General features: G+C 53.3%; 20 protein-coding genes. 18 read left to right on the forward strand and 2 right to left on the reverse strand.

The window, feature by feature from the left end; translation table 11 throughout:
• Positions 1-14 precede the first annotated feature (14 nt).
• Positions 15-284, reverse strand: a complete 270-nt coding sequence (locus AC16KF_RS12365; protein ID WP_484037632.1) for a hypothetical protein — start codon at positions 282-284, stop codon at positions 15-17.
• Positions 285-329: 45 nt separating this feature from the next.
• Between AC16KF_RS12365 and AC16KF_RS12370 the strand changes: the two genes are divergently transcribed.
• The 18 genes from AC16KF_RS12370 (at position 330) to AC16KF_RS12455 (ending at position 22,077) form a co-directional block, all read left to right on the forward strand.
• Positions 330-824, forward strand: coding sequence for an Lrp/AsnC family transcriptional regulator (locus tag AC16KF_RS12370; RefSeq protein WP_484037633.1), 495 nt, complete (start codon positions 330-332; stop codon positions 822-824).
• Between the two features lie 193 nt (positions 825-1,017).
• On the forward strand, positions 1,018-2,316 hold the full coding sequence (gene gntE, locus AC16KF_RS12375) for a guanitoxin biosynthesis PLP-dependent transaminase GntE (protein WP_484037634.1): 1,299 nt from the start codon (positions 1,018-1,020) through the stop codon (positions 2,314-2,316).
• Positions 2,317-2,398: 82 nt separating this feature from the next.
• Entirely contained in the window at positions 2,399-3,727 is a 1,329-nt protein-coding gene (locus AC16KF_RS12380; protein WP_484037635.1) for an aminotransferase class III-fold pyridoxal phosphate-dependent enzyme, read from the forward strand.
• A 30-nt stretch (positions 3,728-3,757) separates the two neighbouring features.
• The gene (locus AC16KF_RS12385; protein ID WP_484037636.1) at positions 3,758-4,516 is read left to right on the forward strand and encodes a hypothetical protein; all 759 of its coding nucleotides are present in this window, start codon (positions 3,758-3,760) and stop codon (positions 4,514-4,516) included.
• 48 nt (positions 4,517-4,564) lie between these two features.
• Positions 4,565-6,031, forward strand: a complete 1,467-nt coding sequence (locus AC16KF_RS12390) for a CoA-acylating methylmalonate-semialdehyde dehydrogenase (RefSeq protein WP_484037637.1) — start codon at positions 4,565-4,567, stop codon at positions 6,029-6,031.
• 212 nt (positions 6,032-6,243) lie between these two features.
• Complete coding sequence (locus tag AC16KF_RS12395) at positions 6,244-6,714, forward strand: endonuclease domain-containing protein (protein WP_484037638.1); 471 nt, start codon at positions 6,244-6,246, stop codon at positions 6,712-6,714.
• Between the two features lie 81 nt (positions 6,715-6,795).
• Positions 6,796-8,151, forward strand: a complete 1,356-nt coding sequence (locus AC16KF_RS12400; RefSeq protein ID WP_484037639.1) for an aminotransferase class III-fold pyridoxal phosphate-dependent enzyme — start codon at positions 6,796-6,798, stop codon at positions 8,149-8,151.
• Between the two features lie 97 nt (positions 8,152-8,248).
• The gene (locus AC16KF_RS12405; RefSeq protein ID WP_484037640.1) at positions 8,249-9,361 is read left to right on the forward strand and encodes a polyamine ABC transporter substrate-binding protein; all 1,113 of its coding nucleotides are present in this window, start codon (positions 8,249-8,251) and stop codon (positions 9,359-9,361) included.
• A gap of 12 nt (positions 9,362-9,373) precedes the next feature.
• A complete protein-coding gene (locus AC16KF_RS12410) occupies positions 9,374-10,783 on the forward strand; it encodes an APC family permease (RefSeq protein ID WP_484037641.1) in 1,410 nt (469 codons plus the stop codon).
• 14 nt (positions 10,784-10,797) lie between these two features.
• A complete protein-coding gene (locus tag AC16KF_RS12415; RefSeq protein ID WP_484037642.1) occupies positions 10,798-11,223 on the forward strand; it encodes a universal stress protein in 426 nt (141 codons plus the stop codon).
• Between the two features lie 247 nt (positions 11,224-11,470).
• Complete coding sequence (locus AC16KF_RS12420; RefSeq protein ID WP_484037643.1) at positions 11,471-12,583, forward strand: ABC transporter ATP-binding protein; 1,113 nt, start codon at positions 11,471-11,473, stop codon at positions 12,581-12,583.
• 4 nt (positions 12,584-12,587) lie between these two features.
• Positions 12,588-13,511 carry an ABC transporter permease gene (locus AC16KF_RS12425; protein WP_484037644.1) on the forward strand — a complete coding sequence of 308 codons (924 nt, stop codon included), beginning with the start codon at positions 12,588-12,590 and terminating at the stop codon, positions 13,509-13,511.
• On the forward strand, positions 13,508-14,401 hold the full coding sequence (locus AC16KF_RS12430; protein ID WP_484037645.1) for an ABC transporter permease: 894 nt from the start codon (positions 13,508-13,510) through the stop codon (positions 14,399-14,401). The genes AC16KF_RS12425 and AC16KF_RS12430 overlap by 4 nt, the downstream gene beginning before the upstream one ends.
• 101 nt (positions 14,402-14,502) lie before the next feature.
• Positions 14,503-15,663, forward strand: coding sequence for a polyamine ABC transporter substrate-binding protein (locus AC16KF_RS12435; protein ID WP_484037646.1), 1,161 nt, complete (start codon positions 14,503-14,505; stop codon positions 15,661-15,663).
• 425 nt (positions 15,664-16,088) lie between these two features.
• Positions 16,089-17,291 (forward strand): saccharopine dehydrogenase family protein, encoded by a 1,203-nt coding sequence (locus AC16KF_RS12440; protein ID WP_484037647.1) that lies wholly within the window; start codon positions 16,089-16,091, stop codon positions 17,289-17,291.
• 263 nt (positions 17,292-17,554) lie between these two features.
• On the forward strand, positions 17,555-18,997 hold the full coding sequence (locus tag AC16KF_RS12445) for a gamma-aminobutyraldehyde dehydrogenase (protein ID WP_484037648.1): 1,443 nt from the start codon (positions 17,555-17,557) through the stop codon (positions 18,995-18,997).
• A gap of 120 nt (positions 18,998-19,117) precedes the next feature.
• Positions 19,118-20,542, forward strand: coding sequence for an aldehyde dehydrogenase family protein (locus tag AC16KF_RS12450; RefSeq protein ID WP_484037649.1), 1,425 nt, complete (start codon positions 19,118-19,120; stop codon positions 20,540-20,542).
• A gap of 92 nt (positions 20,543-20,634) precedes the next feature.
• Positions 20,635-22,077 (forward strand): gamma-aminobutyraldehyde dehydrogenase, encoded by a 1,443-nt coding sequence (locus AC16KF_RS12455; RefSeq protein WP_484037650.1) that lies wholly within the window; start codon positions 20,635-20,637, stop codon positions 22,075-22,077.
• Between the two features lie 113 nt (positions 22,078-22,190).
• Here the strand turns inward: AC16KF_RS12455 and AC16KF_RS12460 are convergent, their stop codons facing one another.
• Complete coding sequence (locus tag AC16KF_RS12460; RefSeq protein ID WP_484037651.1) at positions 22,191-23,765, reverse strand: aldehyde dehydrogenase family protein; 1,575 nt, start codon at positions 23,763-23,765, stop codon at positions 22,191-22,193.
• Positions 23,766-23,935: the final 170 nt, after the last annotated feature.

Genomic DNA, 23,935 nt, shown 5'->3' on the forward strand with positions numbered 1-23,935 from the left:
CGTCAATGTGAAATTTAGTACATTTTCAGATTATCGAAGCGGATTCTGCTGGGGCTGAGAAAAAAGTTGACAAGCCGAATCAGCCTCACCCGTCGGATGAAGCGGGCGCGTCCTCCGCAGGGGATGCCTGATTCAGTCACCCCATCCTTTTCTAAACCTGACAGGTTTTTTGTGACTCGAGGCGGTTGTGGCGCAAACGAATCCGAAGAATCTTGACGAAGCGAGCCGATCGAAAACCTGTCAGGTTTTAATTTGTACTTGACGCCTTTCGACCCATCGGGCATAATTCGGCGAATTCCAGCCCTTTTCGGAAGCGAAAAATATTAGCCATGTATGAATTCGACAAAATAGACGTGAAGATCGTCAATCTGCTCTTGGAAGACGGGCGTATGTCTGCGTCGGAGTTGGCGCGGCGTATCGGCGACATTTCGGAGCGGGCGATCCGCTACCGCATCGAGCGGATGATCGACGACGATGTGATCCGCATCAGCGCGGTGATTCGACCTGAGGCGTTTGGCTTGACCATCAAGGCGGACGTGTGGCTTGAAGTCGAATCGGATCTGATCCTGGAAGTGGCGAAGAAAATGGCGGAGTTCGAAAATGTGACGTACGTGGCGTGCGCGATCGGGCAAAACGACATCAGTATTCAAGTGGTGGCGAAAGACACGGCGGAAATTTATCACTTCGTGACCGAGGTGGTTCGCAAAGTGCGCGGCGTGCGCAAGACGACCACGTCCATTGTGCCGCTGGTGTTGAAGGATGTGTATCAATGGCGCGTGCCTGAGCGTATTTCGCAAGAGTTGGATGAGAAGCAGGCGATTTAGTCTTTACCACGAAGGACACTAAGATCACAAAGGTTTATCGGTTGAACGATTCAATCGCATTCCATCGGCGAAGTTATGAAAAAGTAAAGGATGAAGGATTGGTTGAGTAGCGGTCAACTCGTTCGTGGGCGTGGATAGTCTTCATCGTTCCTGACGGGTCGCCTTTACTACAAATCTATTCGGAGGAAAATTCATGTTCGGTGCAAAGACGCAATCGTTACAGAAACGCGCGATGGAAGTTTTACCGCTGGGGGTGAATTCTAATTTTCGTTTTTGGGGGGAGGGGATCACGCCGTATGTTGAAAAAGCAAAAGGGGCATATTTGTGGGATGTGGATGGAAAGAAATATATTGATTATCGCATGGCGTTCGGTCCGATCATTTTGGGACATTCGTTTGACGAGGTTGACCAAAAAGTAATTGAAGAAATAAAAAATGGATTGTTGTTCGCCATGACGAGCGAACTCGAAGTCGCCGTTGCGGAGATGATCACCGAGATGGCTCCCGCAGTCGAGATGGTTCGCCTCGCGTGTTCTGGTACCGAAGCGACGATGCACGCGATCCGCGTCGCGCGAGCGTACACAGGACGCGACATCATTCTGAAATTCGAGGGCAACTACCACGGAATGCACGATCACGCGCTGTGGTCAACGTACGCGCCTGTGGATGCGTATGGAAATTCTCGCAGTCCGATTCCCGTGCCTGGTTCATCGGGCATTCCGAAATCCATGCGCGAATTTATCATCACGCTTCCATTCAATGACTTCGAGGGTTTCGAGCGCGTGATGAAATCTTACGGCGAGCAAATCGCGGCGGTCATCACCGAGCCGTGTCAGGGAAATTGCGCGGCGATTAATCCGCAGGATGGATTCCTGCAACTTATCCGCCAGAAGACTGAAGAGTATGGCTGTGTCTTTATTCTCGATGAAGTGAAGACAGGCTTCCGCATTGCGAACGGGGGAGCGCAAGAGTATTACGGAATCAAACCTGATTTAGCGACATACGCGAAAGCGTTGGGAAATGGCTATCCCGCCGCAGCGTTTGGCGGGAAAAAGGAGATCATGTCCATCATTGGGCATGGAGTGGCGATCGGCGGGACGTACACAAATAACAAACCAGGTATCGCGGGCGCGTATGCGACGTTGAGTCTTCTGAAATCGAAACCGATTCTGAAATCCATAGCCCAGCGCGGACAGCGACTCATGGACGGGTTGAAAGATATCTTTGAAGAGAACGATATTCCCGTTGTGATGACGGGCTATCCCGCGATGTTCTCATTCTCGTTGAACATTGATGAAGTGAAAAGTCAACGCGATTGGGCGAAGAGTGACCACAATCTCTACCTTGAACTTGTCGAAAAAGCCATCGAACGCGGAGTCATGCCTGACCACGATGCGCGCGAGCCGTGGTTTATGTGTTACGAACATTCGGATGCGGATGTCGATGAGACGTTGAATGTGTATGCAGAGATTGTCAAAGAGGTCAAAAGTTAGCAGGTCGAAGGTCGAAGGTTGAAGGTCAAATTCAACAATGACCTGTGACCTTTGACCTTCAACTTTAAACAAGGAAATCAATATGCCAAACAAACTTTCTTCAAAAGAAATCATTGACCTCAACAAGGAATACACCTTCTTCTCCTGGTCCGTGCAGGGACAAGTGAATCCCATCCCTGTGACCAAAGCCGAAGGCGTGTACTTCTGGGACGCGGACGATAAACGCTATCTCGATTTTTCGTCGCAGTTGATGAACACGAATATCGGGCATCAACATCCCAAAGTCGTCAAAGCGATTCAAGATCAAGCCGCGAAGTTGACGTTTGTCCATCCAGGCAACGCCACGGAAGCGCGTGGATTACTCGGCAAGAAAATATCTGAAGTGACGCCAGGCGATCTGAAGAAAACCTTCTTCACGCTCGGCGGCGCGGAAGCAAACGAGAACGCCATCAAGATCGCGCGTTTTTATACGGGGCGACACAAAATATTGGCGCGGTATCGTTCCTATCACGGCGCGACGCACGGCTCCATCGCGTTGACTGGCGATTACCGTCGCCTCGCCGTCGAACCCGTCATGCCAGGCGGAGTCCACTTCCTTGATCCGTTCTGCTATCGCTGTCCATTTGGGCAGAAACCTGAGTCGTGCAAGCGGGAGTGTATCTCGCATCTCGAAGAGGTGATCAAGTACGAAGGTCCCGACAAGATCGCCGCCATCATCATGGAGGGCGTGGTCGGCTCGAACGGACTCATCATCCCGCCCGATGATTATTGGCCCCGCGTGCGTGAGATCTGCGATAAGTACAGCATCCTCTTGATCTCCGACGAAGTCATGAGCGGATGGGGTCGCACGGGCAAATGGTTCGCCGTCGACAACTGGAACGTCGTCCCTGACATCATCACCACAGCGAAAGGCATCACCAGCGGATACGCTCCGCTCGGCGCGGTGATTGTCTCTGAGAAAATTGCCAAGTTCTTCGACGACAAATATCTGTATGCAGGTCTGACCTACAGCGCACATGCACTTTCTTGTGCAACCGCGTTAGCAACAATTGAAGTCTACGAAGAAGACAAACTCATCGAAAACGCCGCCTTGCTCGGAAAATATCTCGGCGAAGCGTTGGAAGATATCAAAGCGAGACACGTCTCCGTTGGCGATGTTCGTTACATCGGCTTATTTTCCACGATTGAGTTGGTGACTAACCGCGAGACAAAAGAAAGTTTCTCGCCCGCCGTCATGGCGGAGGTGGGAAAAGTTCTGCGCCAAAATGGACTGTTCACCTTCATCATGGCGAACAACATGGGAAGTATGGTCTTCGTTGTTCCGCCGTTGTGTATCACGCAGGAACAAATTGACGAAGGGCTTGCCATCGTGGAGAAGGGGTTGGAAGTGGCGGATGGGCAGGTAGAGTAAGGCTATAAATTAAGGCAATGGAGCAAAATCATGAATGATTCCCAAGATCGTGACCAAATGTCAAAACCTGAATTAATTGCTTTATTGATTGCTCTTGGTCAATGGTTATTGCCGAATCTTAGTTGGGTCGCAATAATTACTGTTGTTTTGCTGATAATAATTGGAGTTTACGGGTTTGGTAACAACCGTAAAAATGAAACAAATTTAGAACCAAGTTCGTGGACTACAATTTTTACTACGGCTTCACTGTCAGCAAGAAGACTTGTAGACAATGTAATTAATTTTTTTACACCATCTGCCACTACACGTCCTTATCCACAACAAGAGTTACGTGGTGGCAGATTGTCTCAATTTCCTTTAGCTATCTTTTTAATTTTTTGGGGAGTTACATGGAATAAGTACCTTTACGGCGATTTTTATGACTATAGGCTTTTAATATTGCCAATTGCATTGTTAGTAATTCTTGTTACTATAAAAAAACAGGCGTTTGTTTCTAATAGGTACTTTCGGTTTTTCTTTGTTGTATCTCTATTTCCAACAGTCACTTTTAGCAATGATATTCTGGTGTATTCACCAATTGTTGCAGGTTTGATTCTGGTTTATTTCACTTTGTTTTTTGATGATAGAAAGACCTTTAATGCTCCAGTGACTTCGTGGTTTTTAGCAATACACATATTAACTATATGTATTGTTTATATTTTGAAACTCAATAATTTTTTCGATCTACTATTTTTGATGCCCTTTGTTACGGGCTTAGGAACGGCGTTTATGTTTTACAAAAGAATGTAGATGTCAAATTTCTTGTCTGCAATCTCTAATCCTTTACCTAGGTGAAACATGGAAATCCTCAACTACATCAACAACCAATGGACAAAACCCAGCACAAAAGAATACTTCGACGTCATCAACCCCGCCACAGGGCAGATCATCGCCAAGACTCCCCTCGGCACAAAAGCGGATGTGGACTCAGCGGCGAGGGCGGCAAGTGAGGCGTTGCCTGCGTGGCGACGGACGCCCGTCAACGACCGCGTGCAATATTTATTCAAGCTGCGGAATCTGATGCACGAGAACGCGGATGAGATCGGCAGGCTCATCACGAACGAAGCGGGCAAGACGTTCGAAGAGGCAAAAGCCGAGATGGTGCGCGCGTACGAAAATATCGAAGTGGCGTGCGGGATGCCGATGATGATGAAGGGCGAGTTCGTCGAAGACATCGCCACAGGCATAGACGAGTTGATGATCCGTCAGCCCGTTGGGGTGTGCGCCACGATCGCGCCGTTCAACTTCCCTGGCATGATTCCGTTTTGGTATCTGCCGTATGCGCTCGCGGCGGGCAACACGTACATCATCAAGCCGTCTGAAAAAGTTCCGATGACGATGCAGTTCATTATGAAACTCATCGAGCAGGTTGGTTTTCCGAAGGGCGTGGTCAATCTCGTCAACGGCGCAAAGGATGTGGTGGATGCGATCCTCGAACACCCGTCCATTCGCGCGGTGACGTTCGTCGGCTCGACCAATGTCGCAAAATATATTTACGCCACCGCCGCCGCGCATGGCAAACGCGTGCAGGCGCAGGGCGGAGCGAAGAATCCCGTCATCGTCTTGCCCGATGCGGATATGGACATGGCGACGAAGATCATTGCGGACTCCGCTTTCGGATGCGCGGGACAACGCTGTCTCGCCGTTTCTTTCGCAGTGACAGTTGGTTCAGCCCGATCAACTTTTAGTGAAGCGATCTGCGACGCCGCCTCGTCGCGCGTCGTCGGCTACGGACTCGACTCAGGTGTCCAGATGGGACCCGTCATCAACGCGGCGTCGAAGGCGAGAGTCGAGTCGTTGATTGGACTCGGCATCAAAGAAGGAGCAAGCCTCCCCGTAGATGGACGCGGGGTTTCCATCCCAGGCTATGAAGCAGGTAATTTCGTGCGTCCGACCATTTTGGCAGATGTCCCGCGCGGGAGCGAGATCGCAAAAACAGAAATTTTCGGACCCGTGTTGAGTCTCATGCACGTCGAGACGGTGGACGAGGCGATTGAATTGGTCAACAGCGGACAATATGGAAATCAGGCGAGCCTGTTCACGTCGTCGGGTTCTGCCGCGCGGAAGTTTCGCTACGAAGCCGAAGCGGGCAACATCGGCATCAACATCGGTGTCGCCGCGCCGATGGCGTTCTTCCCGTTCAGCGGTTGGAAGGATTCGTTCTTCGGCGACATGCACGGGCAAGGCATGGACGCGGTGGAGTTCTTCACGCAGAAGAAGGTGGTGGTGGAGAGGTGGCCGAAGGAGTGGACGAGGAAGTTCTGAGGATTAGAGGAGTGGCGAGCTCTTGACCCCCATCCCGTCCTTCCCCCATTCAAAGAGCATGAATGGGGGAAGGGGAACAGAATTTATTATGAAAACATTTGTCACCTCCCTGCCGTTGCTCTCCCTCCCCCAAAAGCGGTGTTTGCTTTTGGGGGAGGCAGGGTGGGGGTCGCAACTGACCCCATCCCGCCGAAGTGGAATGAGAATTTTTCATGAAAACAATATTCGCATCCCAACTCGTGTTATACCCTCCCCCAATTGTGTTCTTCAATTGGGGGAGGGCAGGGTGGGGGTCGGAGGTCCAATTGCATAAACGCACCACGCCGAAAATCTTCGGGCGCGCCAAACAACTTCATCGCAACGTGACCGAAGCGGAAGCCAAACTTTGGAAACACTTGCGAGCGCACCGTATGGGCGATGTCCATTTTCGGAATCAACATGCCATCGCCAACTACATCGTTGACTTTTGCTCTCCACGCAGGAAACTGATTATTGAATTGGATGGAAGTCAACATTTGGAGCAGGAAGAATACGACGAAGCAAGAACAAACTATCTGAAATCCAAAGGATTTACCGTCCTGCGATTTTGGAATAACGACGTTATGAACAACATTGAATCGGTCTTGACTGTAATTTGGAATACCTTGAAAGAGCAAGCGCCCATCGAAAAAGAATCACCCTGATGGAGAACCGCCAATTACCAATTCTCTAATTCTCTAATTCTCGCAATCTCCAATCTCCAATCTCTACCCTCAAGGAATCTTATGAACTACACCAACGCCCTCAACTACTCAAACACCTGGCTCGACATCATCAAACAAGACAACTTTCCTCAACAAGACCAAGCCAAATGGATCATCGAAGAATCGAAAAACAACTTTGCCGAGCATTTCAATCGCGGCTGGCTGGAATATCGCAAGTCCGTGACGGAGGCGGGCGATTGGGCTTCGGTCGAATGGTCGGGCAAAGGCTCCACGTTCACCGATGTGATGGGACGCAAATACATTGACTGGCTCGGCGGCTTCGGCATGTTGGACTTGGGTTGGTGTCATCCCGAAGTTGTCGAAGCGGTCATCGCGCAAGTGAAGCGCGCGCCCATGCCTTCGCAGGAATTGCTCGATCCCTTGCGCGGCGCGCTCGGCAAACTCATGGCAGACATCACGCCAGGCGACTTGAAATATTCCTGGTTCGCGGCGAGCGGCACCGAAGCCATCGAAGCGGCGATCAAGATCGCAAAACTCTACACGGGCAAGTCCGCGTTCATCGTGGCGGTCAAGGCGTTTCATGGCAAGACGATGGGTTCGCTTTCGATGATGGGCAAAGCGGATTATCGTCAGGCGATGGGCTTGCTCTACGGCGGGCAAATTTATCACGTCCCGTTCGGCGATGCGGACGCGCTCGAACGTCAACTCGACATTTGCGCCAACGTCGGCATCGGCGTGGCGGGCGTTTTATTCGAGCCGATCCAGGGCGAAGCGGGAGCCATCGTCCCGCCCGACGATTTCTGGTCCCGCGTCCGCGCCGCGACGAAAAAACATAACGTCCTGCTCATTGCGGATGAAGTGCAAACGGGTCTCGGTCGGACGGGGAGGCTGTGGGGCGTTGACCATTGGGACGTCGCCCCCGATATCCTCGCCACGGCGAAATCCCTCGGCGGCGGCGTGATGCCCGTCAGCGCGGTGACGACCACCGAAGAAATCTTCAAGCCGATGATGTATCCGAATCCGTTCATGCACACGACGACGACAGGCGGGAACGCGCTCGCCTGCGCCGCGGCGATAGCGACGATCAACATCACGCTTCGTGACCGACTTTGGGAGGGCGCGGCGACGAAGGGCAGTTATCTCATCGAAAAAGTGACCGAACTCGCCGACGAGTTTCCGCAGTTGTACAAAAAAGTCACAGGCAAGGGACTGCTCATCGGTCAACACTTCCAGACTCCCGAACTCGGCTACAAGGTCGCGGCAGAATTATTCAAACGCGGAGTGCTAGTCGCTGGCACACTCACCAGCGCCCAAACCATCCGCATCGAACCGCCGCTCATCATCGAACAGAGTGAAATAGATGAAGGACTGAATCGCTTGCGAGACGCGGTTGATGTTGTGGTGAAAGGTTTATAATTTAGAAGTTGCATCCGTAACGCGACATTTGTGTCGCTCTTGCGCAAGGACAACCTTACCGCGTAACGGTGAATTACAGAGTTGGAAGGAGAGAATAATGCACAAACGGTTACTGGCAATATCGTTATTGTTCGTCGTTGTAGGCGGCGCGCTTGTTGCGTGCGCGCCCAAGGCTCCCGAAGTCACCTCCACAGAATTGAATCTGTATGGATTCACAGAATACGTTCCTGAAGAAGTGATCGCGGGCTTTGAGAAGCAAACGGGGGTTAAGGTGAATTATGAAACCTATTCCTCCAACGAGGAAATGCTTGCGGGGTTGAAAGATAAGCCTGGCAAGTACGATCTGATCCTTCCCAGTGATTATGCGGTGGAACAACTCATCAATCAAAATGCCCTGCTCGCGTTGGATTTGGAAACCATCCCAAATTACACCAACATTGACTCTGCCTTTTTGCATCCGTACTTTGACCCGCGCGGTGGCAACAGCCGCCGACCTGGGGTGAAAAACGATAAATTCAGCCTGCCCTATTTGTGGGGGACAACTGGCATTGTGTACGACTCGACGAAAGTTTCGGAGCCGATCACCAGTTGGAGCGATCTCTGGCGGCCCGAACTGGCTGGTCACATTGTTGTTTTGGATGACGCCCGCGAGATGATGGGTATCGCCTTGTTGTCGTTGGGATATAACAAGAACGAAACCGATCCAAAAAGGCTTGCCGCCGCCCGCGATACATTGATCGAGCTCGCGCCAGGCATCGTCGCGTTCGACGCGGACGCTCCCGAGGATTACTTGCTGTCGGGCGACGCGTGGGTGGGCGTGATGTACAACGGCAATGCCGCTCTGGCGGAAATCGCAAACCCGAATCTGGTCTATGTCCTGCCTGAGGAAGGCGCGGGTATCTGGTTCGATAACATGGCGATTCCCGCCGACGCGCCTCATGCTGATGCCGCCATAGCCTTTATGAATTACGTGCTCGAGCCAGCGAACGCGGCGCTCATCATTCAAGCATACCCGTATTCCACTCCCAACGCCGCCGCCCTCGATTATTTGAGGGAAAACAACGCGGCGTTTTACGATGGATACATTGCCAGCCTTGCTTCGAATCCTCCGCAAGATGCCTTGCTGGGAGCCACGCTGGTTAAAAATCTGAACCCGACCGCCGCGCAGTTATATGAAGAGTATTGGCTCGCGGTGAAGTCCAGCCGTTAGGAGAGAGACACCATGACAACCACAGCAGATATTTCTACTGGCAACATCCCCATCCGAGTCATACAACGGCGGCTGACGCTCCTGCCGTTGGTGATGATCATGTTTTTCAGCGTGAGCGGCGGCGCGTATGGGCTTGAAGATTTGGTCGGCTATTCGGGTCCTGGCATGGCGTTGTTGCTCATCCTGCTTACGCCGCTGATCTGGAGCCTGCCCACCGCGCTGATGGTGGCGGAACTTTCAACCGCCATGCCTGTTCAAGGCGGCTATTACGCGTGGGTGAAGAAAGCGCTCGGCCCGTTCTGGGGATTTCAAGAAGGTTGGTGGAGTTGGGTCACCTCGTTTGTAGACATGGCGATCTACCCTGTGCTGTTTGCCGATTACCTTTCCACGTTGCTTGTCCAACAATTCAACGTCCATGCGCTGGAAAACGAATGGATCCACTGGGGCGTCACCCTGGTCGTGATCTGGGTGTTTACTGCGATTAATATCCGCGGATCAAAAGGCGTCGGGGATTCTTCCAACTGGTTCGGCATCTTCATCCTTGCCCCGTTTGCGGTCATGTCCGTCATCGGGCTGTTTCGCCTCTTTCAGAATCCTGTCCGCGTGTGGGAGCCGTTCATCCCGCCCGACTCCACCTTCCTCGGCGCATTCGGCGTAGGCTTGTTCGTAGTCATGTGGAATTACCTCGGCTGGGATGGCGTGTCCACGGTCAGCGAAGAGATTGACAATCCGCGCCGCAATTACCCGCGCGCGCTGGCGTGGACAATTCCGCTGGTGACCATCGCCTATCTGTTGCCTGTGCTTGCGGGTCTGGCAGTCGCCTCCGATTGGAGCGGTTGGACGGCGGGATACTTCCCCGAAATTGCGGCGCAGATCGGAGGTCAATGGTTGGGGGCGTGGCTGGCAATCGGCGGCTTGGTTAGCGCGGTGGGTTTGTTCAACGCGTTATTGCTTTCCATTTCGCGCCTGCCCTTCGTTATGGCGGAAGATGGGTACTTGCCGAAAGCGATTACGAAAGTGCACCCAAAGTTCGAGACTCCCTGGGTGGCAATCATCGTGTGCGCCACGATCTATTCGTTCTTCACGTTGAGCGCGTTCGCCAGTCTCGTCGTTGTGGATGTGATCGTCTATTCGGCGGCGTTGCTGTTGGAGTTTGCCGCGTTGATCGCGTTCCGCGTCAAATACCCGAAGATGAAGCGTCCGTATCGCGTGCCTGGAGGTTGGTTTGGGATATTCTTGATTACCATCTTCCCTGTCGGCGTCCTTGCGCTGGCTGTGGTCAGCACCATTCAGGAGGAGGGTATCAGCGCGTTATATTTGTCCATTGCGGCGATAGCCACGGGTCCTATTTTGTATCCGATCCTGAAAAAGTTCGTGAAGAAGGACCAGCCCGATGTGGAAGTTCCGATTGAGGAAGATTAACAGAGGAGAACCCCATGATCAAAAAAATCTTATTACCAACCGACGGCTCGGAACACGCGGCGAAAACGGTGAAGTACGCCAGCGATCTGGCGAAGACCTTGAATGCCAGCGTGGAAGTGATGTATGCCTACCAATCGTCTGTTGTGTTGCGCAAACGCGCCGCCGCCATGACGGAAGAATATAAGCAAGCCCTCTCGGAAGACGCGAAAGAGATTGTCGAAGAAGTGGCTGAAAAACTCAAGGCGGATGGCATCGCAGTCTCTGCCGTTGTGGTGGAGGGTCCCGCGGCGGAGGCCATCCTGCGCGCCGCGGAAGAGTCACAGCCAGATTTGATCGTGATGGGCTCGCGCGGCGCAGGCGGCTTCGCCAACATGCTGTTAGGCGGCGTCGCGGAGCATGTGATGCGTTATTCCACAACGCCTGTGCTGGTTGTGAAATAGCTGAAATCACGCACCGTCCCGCAGGGTCTGCGGACTGAGCCGCGTCGCGCGAGGCAACCCTTCGATGAACTCAGGACAAGTCTGCGGGACGTTTTGTGTAGAGCAAGTAAAGAAATTAGGACTGACGCAGTTGAACCTGTTGCGCCGCAGTTGCACTGCGGCGGCGGCAGTGTAACTGCCCGCTAACTGCGTAAGTCCTGCAAATTATTGTACAATCAGCAAATCCTGCTCTGAGGAGAAGAGTATTATGACAGCCGAGTTTGCAGTGGAATTGCAAGATGTCGTAAAGAAGTTCATCACGCCGGAGGGAAACGAACTGAATGCCGTTGATCACGTCACCATGCAGATCAAGAACGGCGAATTTTTCTCGATGCTCGGGTCGTCGGGGTGCGGCAAGACCACCTCGCTGAGAATGATCGCCGGGTTCGAGTGGCCCACCGAGGGGGAGGTGTATATCGAAGGAAAGGCGATGGGGCGCACGCCGCCTTTCCAAAGAAAGGTCAACACCGTATTCCAAAGCTATGCTCTCTTCCAGCATTTGACCGTTTTCCAGAACATTGCCTTCGGTCTGGAGATGGAAGGCGCGCAAAAGGATGAGATCGAGAAGCGCGTCAAGCATGTGTTGGAGATGGTCCAACTGACCGGCATGGAACGCCGCAAGCCCAAACAACTCTCCGGCGGTCAGCAACAGCGCATCGCGGTGGCGCGCGCGCTGGTCAAAGTGCCGGACGTGTTACTGCTCGATGAGCCGCTCGGCGCGTTGGATTTGAAACTGCGCAAAGACATGCAACTCGAACTCAAAGCGTTGCAACAGCAACTGGGCATCACCTTCGTCTACGTGACTCACGATCAGGAAGAAGCCATGACCATGTCCGACCGCATCGCCGTGATGAGCAAGGGCAAGGTCCAGCAGATGGGGACACCGGTGGAAATTTACGAACGCCCGGCGAACAAGTTCGTGGCAGACTTTATCGGGGAGTCGAACTTCTTCGATGGGCGAATCAAGTCGCTGTCGAAAGAGGAAGCGGTGGTTTCTATCCCCGAATTGAACGCCGAGGTGACCGGCATCCCCGTCTCACCGGGTTTGGTTAACGGAGAGGAAATCACAGTTTCGATCCGCCCGGAGAAAGTGCTGATCTCGGAGAAGCCGATGAATCAAAATACGTTCAAGGGCAAAGTGACGAACACGGTGTATATCGGCACCGACACGCACGTGTATGTGGACTTGATGGGGAAGCGCGTGAAAGTGTTCGAGCAGAATCGCATTTCGCGGCTCGACCCCGGCTCGTTCTACACGGTCGGGCAGGACGTGACGCTGGTGATGATGCCCGAAAATGTTCTCGTGTTGAAAAAGGAGTAGCGCCATGTTGAAACGATTGCGTGAGAATAAATCGGCGCAAGGCACGCTGTTGGCAAGCCCAACCATGTTGTGGATGATCGGCTTGTTGATCATCCCGCTGTTGCTTACTTTGGTTGTTTCTTTCGGGCAACGCAGCCCCGACGGCGATGTGATCTATTCGTTCTCGCTGGATAATTACATTCGCCTGCTCGGCTACAGCACGGATTGCGACAATGGACAGGCTTCATGCTTCGACCCATTGTATCTGCAGATTCTTTGGCGTTCGCTGTCGCTGGCGTTCAACACAACGGCGCTGGTGATCCTTTTGGCTTACCCGCTGGCGTATTTTATCGCGCGCGCACATCCCTTGCGTCGGAACACCTTTTTGTTCATGGTCTTGATTCCGCTGTGGACGAACTTCGTCATCCGCGTGTATGCGTGGATGATGTTACTGCGCACGCAAGGCGTGATCAATTTGGGTTTGGGCTGGCTGGCGGGCTTGTTCAACATCCCTTTCACGCCGTTGGAAATGTTGTACACGCCGGGCGCTGTGTTGGTGGGCATGGTCTACGAATTTCTGCCGTTCATGATCCTGCCGATCTACACTTCCCTTGAAAAAATTGACAACTCCTTATATGAAGCCGCGGCCGATCTCGGCGCGAACGGACTCAAAACCTTTGCGCGGGTCACGCTTCCGCTCTCGATGCCGGGCGTGGTGGCTGGCACCATTTTGGTGTTCATCCCGGTGATGGGCACCTTCATCGTCTCCGATATTCTCGGCGGAAGGCAGGTGATTCTGGTGGGCAACCTGATCCAACGTCAATTTCTCGACGCGCGCGACCCAACCTTCGGCAGCGCCGCTTCGTTGATCCTGATGATCATGACCCTGATCGTGACGTATTTCTACACGCGCAAATTCGGCTTCGGAGAGGAGATCGTTGCGGCATGAACCCCCATCGTCGTCACCCCTTTATCTTTTCTACGGCAATGTTGGTGTATGTGTTTTTATATGCGCCGATCATTGTGCTGATTCTGTTCTCGTTCAACGCGTCGCGGGCGAACGTCACGTTTGAAGGATTCGTTCCGACCTTTAGCGACAAAACCGTGATGGACGGCAGTCTGGTCATTGCCAGCCCGTGCGGACCGTTCCACTGGTTTTGCGAACTTGCAAAAGACAAGGATGTCGCCGAGGCGGCGGGGAATACCCTCACGATTGCCATCGTCTCCACCCTGATTTCCTCGGTCATCGGCACCATGGCGGCGTTGGCGCTTCAACGCTACGAGTTTAAACTTAAACCCTTCTCGCAACTTTCGCTATACATCCCCATCGTCATACCAGAGATCGTGATGGGTATCGGCATCCTGACGCTCTTCAGTCAGTTGTTCGGTGTCATCAACGGTTCGCTCGGTTTGACGGGCGATTCGAGACTCAGCATGGGCTTGGGTACCGTCATCGTCAGCCACATCGCCTTTAGCGTTCCGTTCGTGACTCTCGTTGTGCAGGCGCGTTTGCAGGGCTTCGACAAATCCTACGAAGAAGCCGCCATGGACCTCGGCGCCAACGAATGGACGACGTTCCGCCGCGTCACCTTCCCCATGATCCTGCCCGGCGTTCTTTCCGGCGCGTTGCTGGCGTTCACCCTGTCGCTCGACGATTTCGTCATCACCTTCTTCACCAACGGGCCGGGCTCAACAACATTGCCAATTTACGTCTACGGTCTGCTTCGCAGGATCATCACGCCGCAGGTCAACGCCCTGTCCACTGTTTGGATTCTGACAGTCTTTTCCGTGGTGTTGATTTTGCAATGGCTCCAAAACCGCGAGGCGAAACAGCATTAAATGAAAGTCTCGTCATGCGAACTTCAGTTCGCGCGACTTCAGGTATTTCGCGGAGTCTCCGCGTTGCCAATGTAACAAAATCTTTTTAGAAGGAGAGAGAAATGAATCACAAAAGCACCATGAAGTGGCTGGGATTGGTCATGGCAATCAGCCTGATCCTCACAGCCTGCGGCGGCGGAGGCGAACAACCTTCGGAGCCTCAAACAACAGACGGCGCAAAGGTTACCTCCAGCGGCTTTACATGCCCGGAGCCAAGCCCGCGCGTAGAAGTGACCTCGACCGAGTTGAACGTCTTCGTGTGGACGGAATACTTCCCGCAAGACATGCTCGATTGCTTCGAACTCGTCTACGGTATTAAGTTGAACCGCGATGAATATTCCAGCAACGAAGAAATGTACGCCAAGGTCTCTGCGGGCGGCACGGCGTACGATCTCGTCCAGCCGACCGACTACATCGTCCCATTGATGATCCGCCAGGGCTTGTTGCAAGAGTACGATCAAGCCAAACTGCCCAACTTGAAGAACATCGACACGGGCTGGTTGGACAAAAGCTTCGACCCGGGCAACAAATATAGCGTCCCCTACCTTGCCGGCACCGATGCGATCGTGGTGAATACCGACGCGGTTGATAACGTGCCCCAATCGTGGGCAGACCTGTGGAAACCGGAGTACGCCGGGAAGATGGTCTTCATTGACGATTCGCGCGCGGTCATCGGTATCACCCTCCTCACGCTTGGGTACGATGTCAACACCACCGACCCCGCTCAACTCGATGAAGCCAAGGCAAAACTGGCTGAACTCGTCGCCAATATCAAAGTGTTCGATAGCGATAGCCCCAAGACCGCGCTAATCGCCGGCGACGCGGACCTCGGCATGGTCTGGACCGGCGAGGCATATATCGCCAACCAGGAGAATCCAGCCATCCAATACATTTACCCGACCGAAGGTCCCATCCTTTGGCAGGATAACTTTGTGATGCTAAAAGACGCCGCTCACGCCGATGCGGCTTATGCCTGGCTGAACTACATGATGCAAGGCGATATCTTCTGGCTCACCATGCGCGATTTCCAATACACGAACCCGAACAAAGCCGCGTTGGAATACGCCAAAGCGAATCAACCGGAAGTGTATAGCGCCTACGCCGATTCGCCGATCACCAACCCGCCCGCCGAAGTCGTGGCGAACGGACACGGCATCGAAGATGTCGGCGACGCCACGCCGCTCTACGATGATATTTGGGTGGAAGTAAAAGGCAGCAACTAGATTTAAAGAAGAGAGATTGGAGACTGGAGACTTAACCTCCAGCCTCCAATCTTTATCCACCCCCGCTTCAATCGCCGGGGACGGCTGATTCGGTTTCGTCGATTTTATTCAAACCTGACAACGTAGTATCGACTTCAGTCGTTTCCATATCTGAACGACTGAAGTCATTACTACCGCTACACAAACTTGTCCGCCCCCCGATACCGTACCGCAAAGTTCACTTTGCGCTTGCGGGTCGCTAGATCAATTTAGGAACGTACAAAAGCCAGTTCAACACAAACTTGTCCGCCCCCGATACCGTACCGCAAAGTTCACTTTGCGCTCGCAAGTTGCTAGATCAATTTAGGAACGTACAAAAGCCAGTTCAACACAAACTTGTCCGCCCCCGCGCATAGATGGGACGCGGAGCCAACCGAAAGGATTTTATGCGAGTCTTACTCGTAGGGGTTGGGGGAGTGGGGGAAGCCATTGCCGCCATTGCAAAACCACGTGAGTGGATGAAGTTAATGGTGCTTGCCGATTACAACATCAAACGCGCCGAGGAGGTGCAAAAGAAATTGGGGGATGCGGAACGATTCCCGATCGAAGCGATTGACGCCAGCAAACAGGAAAGCATCGAAGCGCTGGCGAAGAAATACAACGTTGACCTCATTATGAACGCGGTGGACCCCGTATTCAACAAACAAATTTTCGACGCGGCGTACAATGTTGGCGCGAACTACATGGATATGGCGATGACCCTCTCCGAGCCGCATCCGACCGACCCATTCAATAAGGTTGGAGTCAAACTCGGCGATTATCAGTTCGATAAAGCGAAGGATTGGGAGAAAAAAGGTCTGCTCGCCCTCGTCGGTTTCGGCGTGGAACCTGGCATGGCAGATGTGTTCGCGCGTTACGCGGCAGATCATCTCTTCGACGAGATTGACGAGATCGGCGTGCGCGACGGCGGCGACCTGTATGTGGAAGGCTACAAATTCGCGCCGACATTTTCAATTTGGACGACGATTGAAGAATGTTTGAATCCGCCCGTTGTGTACGAAGAAGGCAAAGGCTGGTTCACCACCGCACCGTTCTCCGAACCCGAAATGTTCGACTTCCCCGAAGGCATCGGCAAAGTGGAAGTGGTCAACGTGGAGCATGAGGAAGTCCTGCTTGTGCCGCGTGGAATCAAGAATGTCAAACGTGTCACATTCAAATACGGTCTCGGCGATGAATTCACTGATGTGTTGCGGACCCTTCACAAGTTAAATTTAGACAACAAGGAAAAGATCAAAGTCAAAGGAGTCGAAGTCTCACCGCGCGATGTGGTCGCCGCGTGCCTGCCCGATCCCGCGCACCTCGGCGACAAGATGCACGGCAAAACCTGCGCAGGGACGTGGGTGAAAGGCACAAAAGATGGAAAGCAAAAAGAAGTTTACCTTTATCAAGTCGCCGATAATCAAGAGTGCATGAGCAAGTGGAACTGCCAGGCGGTCGTCGCGCAGACCGCGTTCACGCCCGTCATCGCGATGGAGTTACTCGAAAAAGGAATCTGGAAGGGCGCGGGCGTGCTGGGACCCGAAGCGTTCGATCCGATCCCGTTTATGGAGCGGATGGCGGAGTATGGGTTTCCGTATGGGATTCGGTAGACAGGTACACAAGTACACAGGTAAACACGTACACATGGGAAACTTGTTTACTTGTCTACGTGTATACGTGTTTACCCTCCCTCGTCCATTTCGGAATAAATGAATTGCCAACGATTAATCGTCTCTGTATAATTTCAACATCATCAGAGCCTATGCGGAACCATGCGTAGGGAGCATTCTCTAACGCGCCGAGTGAATAGTTGGCGTTAGAGAACGCCAACTACACGTAAGCCATGTTCCTAAAATTCTCACGAGGAGAAAAGATGGACTATAAACTTTGGATCGACGGCAAGTGGGTGGATTCGCAAGGCGGCGAGAAGATGCAGATCGAGAATCCTGCCACGGGCGAAAGAATCGCGGAGGTGCAGGGCGCGTCGCGGGCGGATGTGGACAAGGCTGTGCAAGCCGCGAAGTCCGCGTTTTATGATGGGCGTTGGTCGCGCAAGACGCCGAGCGACCGCTCGAAGGCGATCTGGAAACTGGCGGACTTGCTCGAAGCCAATTCGGAGGAATTTGCGCGCGTCGAAAGTGAGAACACGGGCAAGCCGTATAAATTTTTGAGTCTTGCAAGCGACGTTCCGTTTACTGTTGACAACCTGAGATTTTTCGCCACCGCCGCGCGCGATACGCATGGATCGCACGCGGGCGAGTTCATGGCGGGATACACGTCCATCTATCGGCGCGAGCCTGTGGGAGTCATCGGGCAGATCACGCCGTGGAATTATCCGTTGAACATGGCGGGCTGGAAGATCGGTCCCGCGCTCGCGGCGGGTTGCACGATCGTGTTGAAGCCCGCGCCTGGGACTCCGCTCACCACGTTGATGCTTGCTGAATTAATAAAAGAAGCGGGGATTCCCGACGGCGTGGTCAACATCATCGCTGGCGGCAACGACGCGGGTCAGGCGTTGACAGAGCATCCCGACGTGCGCATGATCTGCGTGACGGGTTCGTCAGGCACAGGCAAAAAAGTGATGAAGACCGCGGCGGATACGTTGAAGCGCGTCCATCTTGAACTGGGAGGCAAAGCGCCGTTCATCGTGTTCGACGATTCGGATCCCGAACTCGTCGCGGCGAAAGCGTCCTTTGCTGCGACGGCGAATACAGGGCAAGATTGCACCGCCGCGACGCGTATCTACGTGGAAAAAGGTCGCGCCAAAGATATGCGCGAAGCGGTTGTCGAAGCGATGAGGAATACAAAAGTCGGTCTGCCGTTTGACGATGGCGTGGTGATGGGTCCGTTGATCTCTGGCATTCAACGCGAGCGCGTGAGTGGATTTGTTGATCGTGCAAAATCACAAGGAGCAAAAATCCTCACAGGCGGCGGCGTGCCGAAAGATTTGCAAAAAGGTTATTACTACGAGCCGACGGTCATCTCGGATGTTCAACAGGATTGGGAGATCGTGCAAAGCGAAGTGTTTGGTCCCGTCATCACCGTGCAGGAATTTGACAACGAAGAACAGGCGTTGCATTTCGGCAACGATGTGTTGTACGGCTTGGCGGCGTCTGTGTTCACCAAAGATGTCGGTCGCGCCATGCGGCTCACGAGTCAACTGGAGTTTGGCACGGTCTGGGTCAACGACCATTTGCCGATCACCTCCGAAACTCCGCACGGCGGGTTCAAACAATCGGGTTTCGGCAAGGATCTATCGGCGGAGGCGGTTGGCGATTATCAGATCACGAAGCATGTGATGGTTGCGCAGGGTTAGAGCAGAGACTGGAGATTAGAGATTAGTCTCTAGCCTCTAAAAGGTTTGCAAAGTTTTTGAAAGTATCATCGCGTACACTAATAACCATGCTTTACGCAAATCAATTTCATGGAGAACGAAATGGAATACAAATTGTTGATTGACGGTCAATGGGGCGGGAGCGGGACTCCGCTGGAGGTGAAGAATAAATACAGCGGCGAAACGGTCGGTGTGGTTCAAACCGCCACTAAAGAGGATTTGAACAAAGCCATAGATGCCGCCGAACGCGCCGAAGATGTGATGGCAGATATGCCCGCGCACAAACGCGCCGATATTCTGTTGCGCGTGGCGAGTCTGATCCGCGAACGATCCGAGGATTTGTCAAAGACCATTGCCGCGGAGGCGGGCAAGGCGCTCAAGTTTGCGCGCGCCGAAGTGGATCGCGCTCAAAGCACGTTCACGATCGCTGCTGAGGAAGCAAAACGATTGCACGGCGAAACGATTCCGCTGGACGCGGTTCCAAGCGGCGAAGGATTCTTCGGATTCTGGACCCGCCGTCCCGTTGGTGTGATCGCGGCGATCAGTCCGTTCAATTTTCCCCTCAACCTGGTCGCGCATAAAGTGGCTCCCGCGCTCGCTGCGGGCAACACGGTGGTGTTGAAGCCCGCCACGACGACTCCGCTCGCGGCGGTGAAGTTGTGCCAAATTTTGCATGAGGCGGGAGTCCCTGCTGGGGCGATCAATCTCGTGGTCGGCGGCGGCGGGACGGTGGGCGAGTGGCTCATTACCGACGAGCGCGTGGACAAGATTACGTTCACGGGATCGCCTGAAATTGGTCGGCATATCTTGGCTGTGGCTGGAATCAAAAAAGTGACTCTCGAACTCGGCAACACATCACCTGTGGTCGTCGCGCCCGATGCGGATCTGGATTTCGTCGCCAAACGCTGCGCGGTCGGCGCATATTACAACTCGGGGCAGGTTTGTATTTCGGTGCAACGGATTTACAGCGAGAAGAAAGTGTTCGAACCGTTCTCGGAAAAGTTCGTCAAAGCGACGGAGGCAATGGTGGTGGGCGATCCGCTCGATGAGCGCGTGGATGTGGGACCGATGATCGACTCAAAGGAAGTGGATCGAATCGAAAGTTGGGTCAACGAGGCGCAAGGGTCGGGCGCGAAGGTGTTGACGGGCGGCAAACGCGAAGGCGCTGTATATTATCCGACGGTGCTCACGAACGTTGAATCGGATATGAAAGTTGTGGCGGAGGAAACGTTCGGTCCTGTGGCATCCGTCATTTCGAGCGATGATTTTGAAACGGCGTTGAAGCAAGCCAATGATTCAAAGTTTGGTTTGCAAGTCGGCGTTTTCACCAACGATGTGAACCGAGTGCTCAAAGCGGTAAAACGATTGAACTTCGGCGGTGTTATCGTCAATGACACGCCGAACTTCCGCGCCGATCACATGCCCTACGGCGGCAACCGCCAAAGCGGACTCGGGCGCGAGGGCTTGAAGTTTGCGATGGAAGATATGACGAATATTCAATTGGTGGCGATACGGTTGGGTGCGTAAATCACCCTCACCCTAACCCTCTCCCGTTGGAGAGGGGACTCCCTTCTCCCTTTGGGAGAAGGGTTGGGGATGAGGGAATACAAGGAGAAACCATGAACTACAAACTTTGGATTGACGGCAAGTGGGAGGATTCCAAGGGTGGGAAGATGATGTCGATTGAAGACCCTGCGACGGGGAAGAATATCGCAGAGGTGGTGGACGCCAGCCGCGAGGATGTGGATCGCGCGGTGCAAGCCGCGAAGACCGCGTTCTATGATGGTCGCTGGTCGAAGAAGACTCCGAGTGAGCGTTCAAAAATTATTTGGAAACTCGCCGACTTGATGGAAGCCAACGCGGAAAAATTGGCGAAGGTCGAATCGGAGAACACGGGCAAGCCGTACGAGTTCGTGAGTCTCGGCGGCGATATTCCGTTTGCAGTAGATAATCTCCGCTTCTTCGCAAGCGCGGCGCGTGATACGCACGGCTCGCACGCGGGCGAATTCATGACGGGCTACACGTCCATTTATCGGCGCGAACCTGTCGGCGTGGTCGGGCAGATCGCGCCGTGGAATTATCCCGTGATGATGGCGGCGTGGAAGATCGGTCCCGCGCTCGCGGCGGGATGCACCATCGTGTTGAAGCCCGCGCCTGGCACGCCTCTCACGTCGCTGATGCTTGGTGAAATTATCAAAGAGGCGGGCATCCCCGATGGCGTCGTCAACATCATCTCTGGCGGCAACGACGCGGGTCAAGCCATCGTCGAGCATCCCGATGTGCGCATGGTGAGTCTCACTGGCTCCACTGGCACGGGCAAGAAAATTATGAAGACCGCGGCGGATACATTAAAGCGCGTGCATCTCGAACTTGGCGGCAAGGCTCCGTTCATCGTGTTCGATGATTCCGATCCCGAACTTGTCGCGGCGAAGGCTTCGATGGCGGCGACGCTCAACACGGGGCAGGATTGCACAGCGGCGACCAGACTCTACGTCGAGCGAGGCAAGTCGAAGGTCATGCAAGAAGCGGTTGTCGAGGCGATGAAGAATGTCAAAGTGGGGCTTCCGTTTGAAGATGGAGTCCAGATGGGTCCGTTGATCTCCAAAGTCCAGCGCGAGCGCGTGTCTGGATTCGTGGATCGCGCGAAATCCGCTGGCGCGAAAATTCTCACGGGCGGCGGCGTGCCGAAGGGATTTGATAACGGCTATTACTACGAGCCGACGGTGATCGCAAACGTGCAACAGGATTCTGAAATCGTGCAACAGGAAGTGTTCGGACCCGTTGTGACCGTGCAGGAATTTTCGGATGAAGCAGATGCGCTGAGCAAGGGCAACGATGTGTTGTATGGACTCGCCGCCTCGATCTTCACCCGCGACATCGGACGCGCGATGCGCCTCTCTTCGCAACTGGAATTTGGTACAGTTTGGGTCAACGATCATCTCCCCTTGACCTCCGAAACCCCGCACGGCGGATTCAAGCAATCGGGCTTCGGCAAGGATTTGTCTGCGGAAGCGATCGGCGATTATCAGATCACGAAACATGTGATGGTGGCGCAGAGTTAAGAGAGAATTGGAGGATTGGAGAATTGGTTTTGGTAATTGGTAAATAGTAATTGAGGATGAGACGATCAACGTCTCATCCTCAATTCTCCTAATTCTCTAATCCTCGTTTGTTTTTACTTTGTGCCCACAGGTTCAGGTTTTACGCTCGAAGCAACTTTGTCTTTCTTGCCTCTGTGTAAAAATTGGGAAAGCGTTTCCCATTTTTGTTTCAACGTCGTGCCGTAGACGACGCCCATGATCGCCACGCCGAGATCGTAGTTGCCGAGTTTGCGCATGATGGTGGCGACGTCCCATTTGGGAGGAGCGCCGCCGATGGCGTAACTGTACGGACGAGTGAACTCTAACAATCCCTCGCGCCCGTGCGTTGTGCCAATCCCAGAATCTTTTACGCCGCCTAAAGGAAGCATGGGTATTCCATATTGAGCAAGACTGTCGTTGATAATAATAGAAGAGGCTTCAAGTTTTTCTGCTACTCGTGTTGCGCGCGCTTGATCTCTGCTATACACCGAAGCGGCAAGCCCAAGCGAATTGTCATTAGCAAGGCGGATGGCTTCCTCTTCATCCCGCACCTTCATAATCGGCATGATCGGACCAAAGGTTTCCTCTTGCATCAATTTCATGGAATGGTTCACATCCACCATCACCATGGGTTTGTAAAAAGCGCCAGATTCTTTGCCGCCGCAAAGCACGCGCGCGCCTTTGTCAACGGCGTCTTTTACATGCTCATCAATGATTTGAATTTGGCGCGGGTCAGTGATGGGACCAAATTGATACGGACTGTTTTCGTCTAAGGTAAATCCGCTATTGATCTCTTTTGTGTATTGAACGGAGCGTTTCACAAACTCATCATACTTGGACTCAACCACATACACGCGCTCCACAGACATACATGCCTGCCCCGCGTTAAAGTATGCGCCCCAGGTTCCCCAGTGAGCGGCGGCGTCAAGGTCTGCATCCTCTAAGACGATCATCGCATCTTTACCGCCCAATTCAAGCGTGACTGGAATGAAACTATCGGCGGCGGCTTGCATGATCTTTTTTCCAGTAGCGGTAGAGCCTGTTACAAAAATATAATCTGGTCTGCTGTTGGTCAAAGCCGCGCCGACTCTCCCGTCTCCATGCACCACGCGCACGTAAAGAGCGAGTTCGGGAATTGTTTTGAACAATGTTTCGAGTAATACGCCAACAGCAGGCGTTATTTCCGAAGTTTTTAGCACAACAGTGTTTCCTGCCAATAACGCTGAAAGCATTGGCGTTAATGAGATCATCAATGGATAATTCCATGGAGAAATCACCGCCACCACGCCGTGCGGACGATGTTCAATAATACACTTCTTCATAAAATACAAGCCCGATGAAACGCGCCGTTTCTTCAACCACTTCGCGGCGTTGGCGCAATTCTGTGCGAGCATGTCCACAGTGACGAATAATTCGATTAAACTATCCTGGCGGCTTTTGCCCGTGTCCTGACTCACCACACTGGAGATTTCGTTGCGCTGGTCGATCAACAGGTTTTGAAATTTTCTCAGGATGCGCACTCGCTCTTTGACAGATTTTCCGCTCCATGCAGGAAAGGACGCGCGCATCTCGTCCACAGCCTGCTTCACCTCCTCAGGCGTGGACATCGTCACCTCGCCAAACTGGTTTCCTGTGGCAGGGTTAATGAATGCAAGTTTTTCTCGGTCCATGGATTGCTCCTCGGTGTTCAAACGAGTATGATGGAATGAATGATGCAATTATAAGCCTGATGGACTTACCTAGCCATTCGCAATGAGCGGGGCTGAAGCCGCCTGCTCAGTGCATGGAAGCCCCTTCGGGGCTGGCGCCAAGAGTCCGCTTGAGCGGACTTTCATGAACT

This window comes from Candidatus Defluviilinea gracilis (genome assembly GCF_057138825.1).

What these genes read in the sequence shown, in the direction of transcription:
- gntE (WP_484037634.1), top strand. Translation starts at nt 1,018, where the DNA reads ATGTTCGGTGCAAAGACGCAATCGTTACAGAAACGCGCGATGGAAGTT.
- AC16KF_RS12390 (WP_484037637.1), top strand. Translation starts at nt 4,565, where the DNA reads ATGGAAATCCTCAACTACATCAACAACCAATGGACAAAACCCAGCACA.
- AC16KF_RS12455 (WP_484037650.1), top strand. Translation starts at nt 20,635, where the DNA reads ATGAACTACAAACTTTGGATTGACGGCAAGTGGGAGGATTCCAAGGGT.
- AC16KF_RS12425 (WP_484037644.1), top strand. Translation starts at nt 12,588, where the DNA reads ATGTTGAAACGATTGCGTGAGAATAAATCGGCGCAAGGCACGCTGTTG.
- AC16KF_RS12400 (WP_484037639.1), top strand. Translation starts at nt 6,796, where the DNA reads ATGAACTACACCAACGCCCTCAACTACTCAAACACCTGGCTCGACATC.
- AC16KF_RS12450 (WP_484037649.1), top strand. Translation starts at nt 19,118, where the DNA reads ATGGAATACAAATTGTTGATTGACGGTCAATGGGGCGGGAGCGGGACT.
- AC16KF_RS12405 (WP_484037640.1), top strand. Translation starts at nt 8,249, where the DNA reads ATGCACAAACGGTTACTGGCAATATCGTTATTGTTCGTCGTTGTAGGC.
- AC16KF_RS12380 (WP_484037635.1), top strand. Translation starts at nt 2,399, where the DNA reads ATGCCAAACAAACTTTCTTCAAAAGAAATCATTGACCTCAACAAGGAA.
- AC16KF_RS12440 (WP_484037647.1), top strand. Translation starts at nt 16,089, where the DNA reads ATGCGAGTCTTACTCGTAGGGGTTGGGGGAGTGGGGGAAGCCATTGCC.
- AC16KF_RS12365 (WP_484037632.1), bottom strand. Translation starts at nt 284, where the DNA reads ATGCCCGATGGGTCGAAAGGCGTCAAGTACAAATTAAAACCTGACAGG.
- AC16KF_RS12395 (WP_484037638.1), top strand. Translation starts at nt 6,244, where the DNA reads ATGAAAACAATATTCGCATCCCAACTCGTGTTATACCCTCCCCCAATT.
- AC16KF_RS12385 (WP_484037636.1), top strand. Translation starts at nt 3,758, where the DNA reads ATGAATGATTCCCAAGATCGTGACCAAATGTCAAAACCTGAATTAATT.
- AC16KF_RS12370 (WP_484037633.1), top strand. Translation starts at nt 330, where the DNA reads ATGTATGAATTCGACAAAATAGACGTGAAGATCGTCAATCTGCTCTTG.
- AC16KF_RS12435 (WP_484037646.1), top strand. Translation starts at nt 14,503, where the DNA reads ATGAATCACAAAAGCACCATGAAGTGGCTGGGATTGGTCATGGCAATC.
- AC16KF_RS12420 (WP_484037643.1), top strand. Translation starts at nt 11,471, where the DNA reads ATGACAGCCGAGTTTGCAGTGGAATTGCAAGATGTCGTAAAGAAGTTC.
- AC16KF_RS12430 (WP_484037645.1), top strand. Translation starts at nt 13,508, where the DNA reads ATGAACCCCCATCGTCGTCACCCCTTTATCTTTTCTACGGCAATGTTG.
- AC16KF_RS12445 (WP_484037648.1), top strand. Translation starts at nt 17,555, where the DNA reads ATGGACTATAAACTTTGGATCGACGGCAAGTGGGTGGATTCGCAAGGC.
- AC16KF_RS12460 (WP_484037651.1), bottom strand. Translation starts at nt 23,765, where the DNA reads ATGGACCGAGAAAAACTTGCATTCATTAACCCTGCCACAGGAAACCAG.
- AC16KF_RS12410 (WP_484037641.1), top strand. Translation starts at nt 9,374, where the DNA reads ATGACAACCACAGCAGATATTTCTACTGGCAACATCCCCATCCGAGTC.
- AC16KF_RS12415 (WP_484037642.1), top strand. Translation starts at nt 10,798, where the DNA reads ATGATCAAAAAAATCTTATTACCAACCGACGGCTCGGAACACGCGGCG.